Source organism: Labrys sp. ALF-8 (genome assembly GCF_059699065.1).
The window spans coordinates 1,305,838-1,318,297 of the sequence record NZ_AP048538.1 but is presented as its reverse complement, the minus strand read 5'-3'; the positions used below and the strand labels follow the sequence as shown (position 1 = coordinate 1,318,297).

The following is a 12,460-nucleotide window of genomic DNA, read 5'->3' as shown; positions in this document are numbered from 1 at the left end:
CCGCGCAGCGGCTGCTGCGCGGGCCTTATTCACTTCGGATTCCAGGTACTGTCCGTTCTCAGCCGTGTGCGCCATCGCCGTTGTTACGGGCGGCATTGCGCTCGGCCATGAAGCGGTCGAACTCTTCCTTGTCGCGAGCGCGACGCAGATTCGCGACGAATTCGGAGAACGCGCGACCCTCTTCCTCGATACGGCGGCGCTCCTCTTCCAGGCGGCGCAGCGTCTCGCGGCGATAGTCGTCGAAGGCGGCATTGCCCGTGCCGGACCAACTCTGGCCGGCAAAGCCATAGCCGCGCTGATCCCGGCCAAATCCGGTGAACTCCGCTTTGGCCCGTTCGAATCCCTCACGCACCCTTTCCCTAGGGAAGCGATCGCCCCAGATGAAATAGGCCAGCGCCGCCAGGCCAAGCGGCCACCAGATTAGAAAGCCGGCAATCACCGCAACGACATGAAGCGGATGCCAACGGCCACGCGTAGAACAAGAGGTCATTATCCTCTCCTATGTTGCAACCCAGCACCCGAGCAATTGGGGGTCGTAAGGAAAGGCTTCAAGGGCAGTTACGAAAGCCTTATCCAATTTAATCTTCGTCATTTCGATGCTTTTCTAAGGATGAACTAATTCTGCTGCCCCAAAGCCGCCTTGATTGCACGCTCTGTGTGCGGTGCAGCAAGGAGTCTCGAGTGGGAGCAGGATACCGATGAGTGGTGCATGTACCGAAGGGGTGGATACTGGATTTGTGGCCCTGGGCGCTGCCAAGGTGGCGATCCTGGGCGTGGTGCAGGGCATTACCGAGTTGATGCCGATCTCCTCCACCGCTCACATGCGCTTGGTGCCGGCCGTGTTGGGCTGGCAGGATCCGGGATCGGCCTTCTCGGCCACGATGCAGCTTGCCGCCCTCAGTGCCGTCGTCTGCTATTTCTGGTCCGATGTCCGCGCCATGGCTGGTGGGTCGCTGGCGGCCCTTCGCACGAGGGACTTCTCCTCCCCCTATTTCCGCCTGGCCGTCGGCGTGGTGCTGGGCACCATTCCGATCGTGATCGCGGGCCTGCTCCTGTCGCCGCTTCTGAACCGCTGCGACAGCCCGCTGCGCGGGCTGCCCGTAATCGGCGTCGCCTGCCTTGTCATGGGTGCGCTGCTGGCCGTGGCGGAACTGGTGGCGCGCCACGTTCGCAAGGTTGAGGACATGCGGCTGCGCGATGCGATCGTCGTCGGCGTGGCGCAGGTGGGCGCTCTCATCCCCGGTGTCTCCCGCTCCGGCTCGACGCTGACGGCTTCCCTGTTCCAGGGCTTCAAACGGGAGGAAGCCGCTCGGTTTTCCTTCCTGCTCGGCATTCCCGCCATCGCCCTGGCTGGCCTGCATGAGGTTGTCACGCTCGTCCATGCGCATCTTGACGGGCAGGGCTGGTTCATCCTGCTGGTGGGGCTCGTTGTCGGTACCCTTTCGTCTTTCGCTGCCCTTTGGGGGCTGATGCGGATCCTGGAGCGCTTCTCCACCTGGCCCTTCACGCTCTATCGCATCCTCCTCGGAGCGGTCGTCCTATGGATTTCCTTCCGCTGACCGACGAAAGCCGGCCACTGTCATAAAACCATGAAGTGAATCGTGTTTGTGACGGCGCAAGACGCGCCGTCGGTTTCGTTCATCTCCCGGGCAAACCTGACTGACGACACGCCATTGGGCCACAGTCGAGGATGGTGCCATGGACAACGACAGCGAAGGCACGCGCTACAGGGCGCTTTTCATTTCCGACGTACATTTGGGAACGCGCGGCTGCCAGGCGGGCATGCTGCTGGACTTCCTCCGCGTCTACGATGCCGAGACGATTTACCTCGTCGGCGACATCGTCGATGCCTGGCAGCTCAAAAGCGGCTGGTATTGGCCCCAGACCCACAATGACGTCGTTCAGAAGTTGCTGCGCAAGGCCCGCAAGGGCGCGCGCATGATCTACATACCTGGCAACCACGACGAGTTCCTGCGCGATTTCCCCGGCCACCATTTCGGCGGCATCGAGGTCATCGAGCAGACGGTGCATGTCGCCGCCGATGGCAAGCGCTATCTGGTGATACATGGCGACGCCTTCGACGTGGTCGTGCGTCATGCCAAGTGGCTGGCCTTCCTCGGTGACTGGGCCTATGTCACCGCGCTCGGCATCAACACCTGGCTGAACGTCGTCCGCCGGCGCCTGGGCCTGTCGTACTGGTCGTTGTCGGCGTGGGCGAAGCTCAAGGTAAAGAATGCCGTGAGCTTCATTGGCCACTTTGAAGAGACGTTGGCCAGGGAGGCAAAGCGCCTTAATTGCGATGGCGTGATCTGCGGCCATATCCACCACGCTACGCTCCGCGATCTCGAAGGGGTCACCTATATCAATTCAGGTGACTGGGTGGAAAGCTGCACTGCCATCATCGAGCATTTCGACGGGCGTTTCGAGATCGTGCGCTGGAGTGACCTCGTTCGCGAACGGAATAGCAAGTCCGAGTCGAAAAATCCCGACGGCAGTGAAGCCGGCAAGAGCGGCGCCCTGATTCCCCAACGCGCGGCTTGAGGTCCGACCCTGGTGAAGATCCTCATCGCCACCGACGCCTGGCGGCCCCAAGTCAACGGGGTGGTGCGATCGCTTGAGCAGACGGCGGCCGCGGCAGCAAAACTGGGGGTGGAGTTCAGCTTCCTGGCCCCGGACCGATTCTGGTCGGTGCCAATGCCATCCTATCCCGAGATCCGGCTGGCGCTGCCGCCGCCGGGAGCGATCGAACGGCATATCCAGGCAGTGAATCCCGACTTCATTCACATTGCCACCGAAGGCCCGATCGGCCTTTTGACGCGACGCGCGTGCCTGCGCGTCAAGCGCCCTTTCACGACCAGCTATCACACGCGCTTTCCCGAGTATCTCGCTGCCCGGGCACCGGTGCCGCTCGATTGGAGCTATCGCTGGATTCGACGCTTCCACAATGCGGGAGCCGGGATCATGGTTTCGACGCCGGCCCTGGAGCGGGAATTGGCGGGCAGGGGCTTCAAGCGGCTGATGCGCTGGTCCCGCGGGGTCAACCCGGAGCTCTTCCATCCGCGGGCCGAACGCATCTTCGATCTGCCCGGTCCGATCTTCCTCTATGTCGGACGCGTGGCGGTGGAGAAGAACATCGAAGCCTTCCTCGACCTCGATCTGCCGGGCTCAAAGGTGGTGGTGGGCGCTGGACCGGCGCTCGAATTGCTCCGCGTGCGTTATCCCCGGGTGCATTTTGCCGGCATGCGGAGCGGTGAGGACCTGGCGCGAGCCTATGCCTCGGCCGATGTCTTCGTCTTTCCGAGCCTGACGGATACCTTCGGCATCGTCCTTCTCGAAGCCATGGCGAGTGGCCTGCCGGTTGCCGCCTTTCCGGTAACCGGTCCGATCGACGTCATCGGGGGGACGAGGGCCGGCGTGCTCGATCAGGATCTGTGCAAGGCGGCGCTGGCCTGCCTGGCGCTCGATCCCGCCGATTGCAGGGCCGAGGCACTGAACTATTCATGGGATGCCTGCGCCCGTCAGTTCGTCGGGAACATCATGCAGGCTGCTGGCCGCGTGCCGGTGGAGGCTCCTGAAAAGCAGGTGTTGCTCAAGAGTGAGCGAACGAGGATGCCCGCCTGACCTAGCGCCCCGGGCGGCGATCCCGCTCGCTAGAGCAAAGCGCGGTTAGGTAGAAACGCCGCTTTTTTCCAGCTCTTTGTTTTTCGACGCGTCTTTGCATTTTGCCGTTTCCGTCAAAATACAAAACGCTCTAGGCTGTAGTGACAATTTAAGGGCTTTGGGATTCCCAGGAGAGCGCAAATCAGATTCAAAGCTATCTTTTGGAGGAGAGCTTTGGAAGGCGAGGTTTTGCGAGACGATCAATGGGAGCGGATCCGGCCCTTTGTTCCCGGCGGACGCAGGGGCAAGCGTGGCCCGCGCAGCGATGGTCGCCGTTTCTTCGATGCTCTTTTGTGGCTAGCGCGGTCAGGTGGGCGTTGGCGTGATCTGCCGGAGCGGTTCGGTCCGTATCAGAGGGCTAAGCGGCGCTATTATCGTTGGATCGAGGCAGGTGTCTTCGATCGCTTGTTTGAAGCCGCGGCCGAATATCCTGACCTGGAGTGGGTGGCTATCGATGCCACCGTTATCCGGGCGCAGGCCCAGGCCGCTGGTGCGCGGCGTAAAAGGGGGGATCTGAAGCCCAGGCTCTCGGCCGCTCGCGAGGGGGGGTTGGCACCAAACTCCATGTTGTCGTAGATGCACTGGGACTGCCCGTGCGCTTCGAGATCGGCCCTGGCCAGCAGAATGACATGGCGCCAGCCTGCGACTTGATCCAGGGCCTGCCGGCAAGTCAGGTGATCGCCGACCGGGCCTATGATGCCGATCGGCTGCACGACATTATTCTCGACCAGGGCGGCGAGCCTGTCATTCCGCCCCGCCGCCACCGCAAGTACCAGCACCGCTACGACAAGATTGCCTATAAGAACCGCTGGGGCATTGAAGGCTTCTTCGCCAAACTCAAACAATGGCGGCGCATTGCAACCCGATACGACAAACGGGCCGAAAACTTCCTCGGCTTCGTCAAAATCGCCAGCATCATGCTATGGCTCAAATGATTAATTTGTCACCACAGCCTACTAGAGTCGTGTCATCAGGAGCCGGATGCTGGCCACGCCGAAGAACAGGGCCAGCATCGCCTCGATCCAGCGGCGGCTCCTCTGATAGAGCCGCACCATGAGATCGGTCGAGAAGAGCAGGGCATAGCCGCCGAAGATCGTGATGCCGAGCAGGGCGCAGCCGAGGATGATGGCGAGGATCGTGTGACCCGGCGCATCTGCCTGCAGGCCCAGCGACATGATGGCGATCCAGGAGAGAATGGACTTCGGATTGGTCAGGTGCAGCATGAGGCCGCGGCGATAGAGCCTTCCATAGTCGACGGGACCGGGAGCGGGGCTGCGGTCGAGCGGCGCGGGATGCAAGGCGGAACGAGCGGACTTCCAGCCGAGAAACAGCAGGTAGAGGCCGCCGCCGATCTTTATCGCGAAGATGGCATTGGCGAAGGCGGCGAGCAGAGTGGATATGCCGGTCGCAGCGAGTAGGGCCCAGGTTATCGACCCCGTCATCACCCCGGCCGTGAAGGCGAGGGCGGGCAGGCGTCCCTGGCGCATGGCGATGCCCATGATCGCCATGTTGCTCGGGCCTGGACTGGCCGTGGCGACCACATAGAGCGCGTAGACCACGATGAGGGCATGGGATTGTTGGGCGAAGTCCACGGCAGGATTCCTCGGAGCGGCAATCCCGGCAATCTAGCTGCGCCGGTTGCGATCTCAAGCTGCGTTTTTGCCCGGAGGCGACGATCGGGCTTCGGAGCCGCTCGATGATCGGCGGCGGATGCTGCGTTACTCCGCGCGCCGGCCTCGACGCTAGGGCAAAAAAAAGGCCCCGGTCTTGCCGGGGCCTCGTTCGTTTGCCTAGGCGAGCTTGCCTGCCGCGTGGGCGAGTATGGTGTAGACCTTGCCTGAATCGGCAGTGAGGTAGGTCTTTGCCATGGTGCCGCTGCGGTCTTCGCGATCTACCTCCGCGATCAACTGCTCGAACTCCTGGATGTACCGATCGACCGTGGCCTGGAACTCCGGATCGCGGCGGTAGCGCCGGCGGATTTCCTCAAAGGCCTGCTGCCCCTGCAATGTGTAGAGGCGACGCGAGAAGACGTTGCGCTCGCCGCGGCGATAGCGGTCCCACACCTCGGCAACCGTGTCGTGTTCGATCATCTTGGCAATGTCGACGGCCAGCGTGTCGAGCGAGGAGGCAGTCACGGCCGGCGCGCCTGTTGGCGGCGCCTGCTCCGGCTCCTCGCGGGATGCGCGGGCCAGGACCTCCGAAAGCCAGCCGCGGCCGCGACGCTCGCTGCCGCGATTCTCCGGGGCCGGAGCGGCGGTAGCGACGACGGCGCCACGGGCGGGAGCCGCGGGCTTCGGTTCCGGAGTGGGCTCCGGAGCCGGGCGCGCAGGCGTCGCGGGCAGCTGGGCCGCTCGCGGCATTTCGGGACGACGCGCCGGTGTAGTATCGCCCACGACTTCGCGTTCGCGGTCGCGCTCACGCAGACGCAGCGGAGCGGGCACGGGACGGTCCGGCTCCGTGATGTCGAGCGACCGGCCAGACCGGCTGACGATGTCGGCGAGGTCGTTGAGGGCCTGGATCTGCTCGGCCACCACCCGGCGCATGGTTGCGGTGGAGTCCGAAGTTTCCTTCGGGATCTCCAGCAAGCCGCGCTTTAGCTCGGAGCGGGTGGCTTCAAGTTCCTGCTTCACGGTCTGCGTCATGCCGCGCATCTCCTCGGCAACCTGTGAGAAGCGCTCCGTCGCACCGCCGAAGAGACTGGAGATCTCTTCGACCGCCTGCTCGTAGGCGGACTTGAGGGCAGTCGAGGTGCGATCGCGTTCCTTGCCGGTGGTGGCACGGATGAGCTCGAACTGATCGGCGATCGCCTGGGCCGTCGTGTTGGCGTTGTCGGCCAGCAGGCCGCTGGTCTGGCGCGCCTTGCTCTCGGCATTGGCGAGCTTTTCCTCGATCACGTTGCCGAAGGACTTCATCATCTCGTCCATCGCCTCGATCTTGCCGCCCACGGAGGCGACCAGGGTTTCCAGCGTGGAACGGCGGTCGTCGAGAGCCTGGTCGACACGCGCCTGCGTCTCGTTCAGCACCGAGGCGGCGCTGGTGAGATGGCTGCTCTGCTCTTCCAGGCGCGAGGCCATGGCGCCCACATCGTTGATGAGGCTGGCCGCGAGGTCGCGCAGCGTCGAGACCTGATCGCCGACTCGGTCGGTGGCGCCGTTGGTCTGGTCGGCCAGGCCCAGCATGGTGGACTGGAAGTCGCGCAGGCGGTCGGCAAGGCCCCCCTCGATCGAGTCGAGTGTCTTGGCCGATGTGTCGAGCGCCTCCTGCAGCGTGGTGTTGGTCCCCGAGACGCGATCGAGCAGCGCGGCGATTTCATCCCGCACGCGCAGATGCAGCGCGCCGAGATCGTTGATGGCCCGGCCCGAGCGGCTCTCGATGGCCGAGGAAAGCGCCTCGGAGGAGAGGGCCAGGGCATCGCTGAGCTCAGCCCGCTTGCTGGAAAGGGCGTCGACGAGGTCGGTGCCCTTCTGGCCGAGCAGGTCGGCGAGCTGGCTTGCACGCTCGTCGAGTGCCTGCGCAACGGTCTGGGCAATGTCCCCCAGTTCGGTCGACAGGTTCGTACTGCGGTTCGCCAGAGTGTCGGCCAGGAAGCGGCCGCGCTCGTCGAGAATGTTGGCGATCTCGGTGGAGCGTGTGCCGAGAAGGGCGTTGATGGCGCTCGTCTTGTCGCGGAGCTGCGAAGCAACATCAGCCGAAATCTGGTTCAGCGTGTCGATCAGATGCTGGCCGCGCTCGTTGAGCAGGCCGGCCATCTCGTTGGCGCGCGTGTCGAGCAGGGCGTTGATCTCGTCCGCCCGCTCGCCGAGCTTGGCACCGACGTCGCCGGAGAGGCGGCTGAGCGTGGCGTCCGCCGCGGCGACGTTCTGCAAGAGGTCGACCGAGACGTGCTGCACCTTCTCGCTGAGTGTATCGGCGATATGCAGCCCGCGCGAGTCGAGGGCATCCGCGAGATCCGACAGACGGCCGAGGATGTCCTGCTCGAAACGGGTGATGCGGCTGTCGAGCGCGTGCGCGATCTCGTCGGCGCGCGAACCGAGGGTCTGGTCGATTTCGCCGACCCTGCCGGCCAACGTGTCCACGATCGCCGTGGTCTTGCTGTCGAAATGCGCCGCAATCTCCGAAGCGCGCGACGACAGGTCGTTGCTCATCAGCGAAGAGCGGTTGTCGAGATGCGAAGTGAGATCCTCGGCGCGGGCGCTGAGTGTCTCGGTGAGATCGGCGCCCTTGGTGCCGAGGACGGCAGCGATGTCGTCCGCACGGCGCGACAGCGTATCGGCGATCGCCGCAGAACGGCCGTCGATGAGAGACGTGATCTCGCTCGTGCGGCCATCCAGGATGCCGGTGATCGCACTGGCACGTCCATCAAGGATATTGGCGATGTCGGTGGTGCGGCCGTCCAGGATGCCGGTGATCGTGCTGGCACGTCCATCAAGGATATTGGCGATGTCGGTGGCGCGGCCATCGAGGATATTGGTGATATCGCTGGCACGCCCGTCGAGGAGATTGGCGATCGCGCTCGCACGTCCATCCAGGGCATCGCCGATTGCTGCTGAGCGGCCATCGATGATGCCTGTGATCTCGTTTGCACGGCCGCTGAGGATGTCGCTGATCGCCGCGGCGCGGCTGTCGAGCACATTGCCGATGGTCGCGGCCTTGTCGTCGAGCAGGCCGGAAACCTCGCGCACCTTATCGTCGAGAGCGGCGGTGACGCCCTTGCCGCCGTCGCCGAGGGTCTTGGCAAGTTCCAGCGTCCGGGTGGCCAGGGTCTCGTTGAGAGACCGGGCGCGGGCGTCGAGACCTTGGTCGATACGGGCAAAGCGACCGTCGATCGCCATGGCGACGTCGCCGGCCTTGCTCGCGATGCGTTCATCGAGATTGGCGATCTTCTCGTCGAGCGAGGCCAGTTTGTCGTCAAGCGTCTGCGCGACGGATGCCGTATGCGAGCCGAAGCGGGAGTCGAAGGCCTCGAGCTTGCCGCCGAGCAGGTCGGCCGCATTGGTCGTGTGATCCTGCACCTGGTCTGCGAGGCGCGTGCCGTGCAAGCGGATCGAGCTCTCGAAACCAAGCAGCTTCTGGGAGAGGTCGTCGCTCAGCGCGCGGGTGTCGTCGCCGATCCGCGCGGCGAGGGCGGGACCGCGATTGCTGACGATGTCGTCGAGCGCCGCGATCTGGCGTTCGAGGGACTGCGTCACGAGATTGATGCGGTTGTTGAGGCTCTCCTCGAAGGCCCTGAGCTGGTCTTCGATGGTGGCATGCACCGTCGTCGCACTGGACTGGAACTTCGTCTCGAACGCACTCAGCTTGTCGGCGATGGCACCCTGGACGACATCGGTGTTCGCCGCGACATGCGCCTGCATCGTGAGGAGGCGCTGGTCGAGTGCATCCTGCAGTGCCGAGGAGTTGTTGATGAAATGCGTCTCGAAAGTGCCGAAGCGCTGGTCGAGCGAGGAGCGCACCAAGGCCGTATTGCTGGCGAAGCGCATCTCGAACGCCGCCAGGCTGTCGTCGAGAGCGGCTTGGGTGTTCTGCACGTCGCCGTTGAATCGGGCCTGGAAATCGCCCAGGCGCGAGGCCAGTTCCGCCTGGTTGGCCTGCAGCGTGTCGGTGAAGCCGGTCTGGAAGTCGTTGACGCGGTTCTCGAAATTCGAGGCGGCCGTCGACGTCATCAACTGGAAGCGGCGCTCGAAATCGTTCATGCGGGAATTCAGCAGGGCATGCGCATTGTTGGCGCTGCCGGCGAACTCCTGCTCGAACTGGCTCAGGCGGCTGTCGATCAGCGCATGAGCGTTCTCCGTGCCGACGTCGAACCGCTTCTCGAAATCGCCCAGGCGCTGGTCGAGCACATTGTGGGCATGGCCCGCGCTCGAACCGAAGCGCTCCTCGAAGGCGCCGAGGCGCTGGTCGAGGGCAGTCTGCGCGCTCGCCGCGCTGGTGTTGAAGCGCTCCTCGAAGACGCCGAGGCGCTGCTCGAAGGCGGCCTGGGCCACCTCGGCACTGAAGCCAAAACGGCGCTCGAAGTCGCCGATGCGGCGATCGAGGCCTTCCTGGGCCTGATCCGCCGTGGCGCCGAAGCGGTCCTCGAACTCGCCGAGGCGCTTGTTGAGCGTGGTATGCACTTCTTCCGCGCTGGAGCCGAAGCTCTGCTCGAAATCGCTGAGACGCCTGTCGAGTGCGGCATGAATGCCGCTTGAGCTGGAGCCGAAGCGCTGTTCGAAATCGCCGAGACGCTTGTCGAGCACGGCATCGATGCCGCTTGCACTCGAACCGAAGCGCTCCTCGAAATCGCCGAGGCGCTTGTCGAGGGCGGCGTGAATGCCGTTCGCGCTGGAGCCGAACCGCTGTTCGAATGCACCCAGGCGCTGGTCGAGCGTTGCGTGCGCGTCCTCGGCGCTGGAGCCGAAACGCACCTCGAAATCGCCGAGGCGCTGGTTGAGCGCCGCATGCGTCTGCTCGGCATTGTCGTTGAAGCGCTGCTCGAAGCCGCGGAGCGTTTCGTCGAGACCCGAACGGTTGTTCTGGATGTTCTCGCCGAAGCGCGCCTCGAAATCGCCGAGGCGGCGGTCGAGATCGGCATGGGCGAGGGTGGACAGAGACTGGAAGCGCTGCTCGAATTCCGACATGCGCGTTTCCAGGCCGCCGTGAAGGGCTGTGGCGCTGTTGGCGAAACGCGCGTCGAAGCCCGACAGCGTGTCGTCGAGAGCGGCATGGACCTTCTGCGCATGGGCAAGGCTGCGCGTCTCGAGGCCGGAGAGGCGCTCGTCGAGCCGCGAATGCAGGTTGTCCGCGATGTGCTGGCTGCGCGCTTCATGGGTGTCGAGGCGTTCGGCGAGAGCCTTGCCGAATGCATCGGTCTGCGTCTTCACCGTATCCTCGAGGCGCGACACGCCGAAATTGATCTGCGAGACGGCGGCGGCGCTGCGCTCGCCGATCACGCGTGTGAGCGTATCGCCGCTGACGGCAAGGATGCCCGATGCATCGCGGGCCGCCGTATTGATGCGGTTGGAGAGCTGGCTGCCTTCCTCGTCGAGGAGGGACTGCAGGCGCTGCGCGGAAGAGGCGACGGTCGCTTCAGCTTCGGCGCTGCGCTTTTCGATGTTGTCGACGATGGCCTGTCCGGTTGCGGCGAGCCGGCGATCGATGTCGCCACCGCCGACCACGATGGACTCATGGATGCGTTCGCCGGTGAGGGTCAGGCGATCCGCAAGATCGCCGCCCCGCGTGGTGATGATCTCGGCGATATGCGTGGCGGTGTTCTCGAGCCGGCCGGCAACGTCCATGCCACGGTTCTGCAGGTCGGCGAGGATCGCGTCACCCGTCGTGCGCAGGGTGCCGTTGACGTCGGCGACGCTGCCGACGATCTGCTCGACCATCCTGGCACCGGTATCGCGGATCGAGGTGGCGACGACGTCCGTGCTTTCTGCAAAGGCATTGCTCAGGCTGGCGCCGGTGCGCACGAGCGTCTCGTTCACCGCCGTGCCGCGTTCCACGATGTCGTCGACGATACGCTGGCTGTTGTTCGTCAAGGTGTCGTTCAGGAGCAGAGCGCGAGAAGAAAGGGTGTCGCTGATCTCGTTGGCGCGGGTTGCGAAGGTTTCGTTCACCTCGTTGGAGGTCTTGGTGAGGTGGTCCGTGATCTCAGCGGCACGCTTGGTCAGATGATCGGTAACGAGCCCGGAGGAACTCGTCAGGGCGGTGTTCACCGCTTCGGCCGTGACCGTCATGCGCTCGATCAGAGAATTGCCGCGATCGGACATGGCCCCGACCATATGATCGCCGACCTTGGCGAGTTCCGAGGTGAGTTGGCCGCCGCGTTCGCCGAAGGAGCGCATCACCTGCAAGCCTGCCTCGGACACCTCCGATGAAATGCGCCCGGCGACGGAGCCGAGCGCAAGTGTCAGGTCGTCATGCGCAACGACGATGGCCGAGCGCACGCGGTCGGCATTGCCGACGATCGCCTCGCGCTGGGTGGAAAGGTCCTCGACCAGGGAGCGGATGCGCTGCTCACTCTCCGTATAGGAGCGCTCGAGCATGGAGACTTCGTTGTGCACCATGATCTCGAGCTCGCTGGCGCGGGCGAGGGCCCGGTCGATGCCGTCTCCCATCGCCGCGACTTCACGGCGGATGGCCTGGCCGACCGAGGTGACGGCCTCGGCCGCCGCGCCCTCGGGCTCGGCAAGGCGCAGGGCGACCTGCGTCATCGAACGGGTCACGAAGCGCATTTCCTGCGAACGCCAGATCAGGGCGGCGACAGCGAAGAAGAAGAAGGGCGGCAGCACGACGGCAAGGAGGCCGAGCGCAAGGCCGGGGTTTGCCTGGTAGGTCGAGGCCTGGAACAGATTGGAGAGCTGGAGGCTGCCGAGCAGGTTGAGCAGCAGGGCGCCGCCGGCAAGCCAGATCGCTGAGAGAGCGAGGGCGGTCCAGTAGGGTGTGCGCGAGGGGCGGCGCTGGAGGGCTTGCAGCAGCTGGCCCACGCTGGCGCGATCGTCATTGGCAGGTGAGCGCGGCTGGGTGAACGGGCGCTCCGCCGGTTTTTCCTCGGCCCGCTCCGGAGACGGCTCGGGGGGCTCCTGCGGCTCGGGCTCGACCTCGAAGTTGAAGCCTTCGTCGACCTTGGGAAGCTGGGCCTGCTCCCGTTCGGACGCGGCGGAGGCGGCCTGGCTCAGGCTGAGCGCTTCCTCTATCGCAGACAGGGCGGCATCCGCCGGATCCTGAACTCTCGATTTATTCGTCGACATAGCCTGCCTCACGCTACTCAATTCACTGCCGCCCACACGCAATTAACGGACGAGCTTGGCGCCGGAGC

General features: G+C 64.5%; 7 protein-coding genes. 4 read left to right on the top strand and 3 right to left on the bottom strand.

What is annotated here, in order from left to right; translation table 11 throughout:
• Positions 1 to 58: 58 nt before the first annotated feature.
• Positions 59 to 490 carry a DUF2852 domain-containing protein gene (locus tag AC6H34_RS26045; protein ID WP_448147837.1) on the bottom strand — a complete coding sequence of 144 codons (432 nt, stop codon included), beginning with the start codon at positions 488 to 490 and terminating at the stop codon, positions 59 to 61.
• Between the two features lie 208 nt (positions 491 to 698).
• Between AC6H34_RS26045 and uppP the strand changes: the two genes are divergently transcribed.
• From uppP to AC6H34_RS26025, 4 genes are all read left to right on the top strand, one after another.
• Complete coding sequence (uppP, locus tag AC6H34_RS26040; RefSeq protein WP_448147836.1) at positions 699 to 1,559, top strand: undecaprenyl-diphosphatase UppP; 861 nt, start codon at positions 699 to 701, stop codon at positions 1,557 to 1,559.
• Between the two features lie 139 nt (positions 1,560 to 1,698).
• Entirely contained in the window at positions 1,699 to 2,541 is an 843-nt protein-coding gene (locus AC6H34_RS26035) for a UDP-2,3-diacylglucosamine diphosphatase (RefSeq protein WP_497540710.1), read from the top strand.
• A gap of 12 nt (positions 2,542 to 2,553) precedes the next feature.
• On the top strand, positions 2,554 to 3,621 hold the full coding sequence (locus tag AC6H34_RS26030; RefSeq protein WP_497540709.1) for a glycosyltransferase family 4 protein: 1,068 nt from the start codon (positions 2,554 to 2,556) through the stop codon (positions 3,619 to 3,621).
• 213 nt (positions 3,622 to 3,834) lie between these two features.
• Positions 3,835 to 4,595, top strand: a protein-coding gene (locus AC6H34_RS26025) for an IS5 family transposase (protein ID WP_497538130.1) whose coding sequence is annotated in 2 segments (ribosomal slippage) — positions 3,835 to 4,162 and positions 4,162 to 4,595 — 762 coding nt in all. Because the reading frame shifts where the segments join, the coding sequence is not laid out codon by codon here.
• Positions 4,596 to 4,616: 21 nt separating this feature from the next.
• On the opposite strand, the gene AC6H34_RS26020 is transcribed toward AC6H34_RS26025, so the two are convergent.
• A complete protein-coding gene (locus tag AC6H34_RS26020; RefSeq protein WP_497540708.1) occupies positions 4,617 to 5,252 on the bottom strand; it encodes a LysE family translocator in 636 nt (211 codons plus the stop codon).
• A 198-nt stretch (positions 5,253 to 5,450) separates the two neighbouring features.
• A complete protein-coding gene (locus AC6H34_RS26015) occupies positions 5,451 to 12,392 on the bottom strand; it encodes an apolipoprotein A-IV repeat region-like domain-containing protein (protein WP_497540707.1) in 6,942 nt (2,313 codons plus the stop codon).
• Between the last annotated feature and the right edge of the window lie 68 nt (positions 12,393 to 12,460).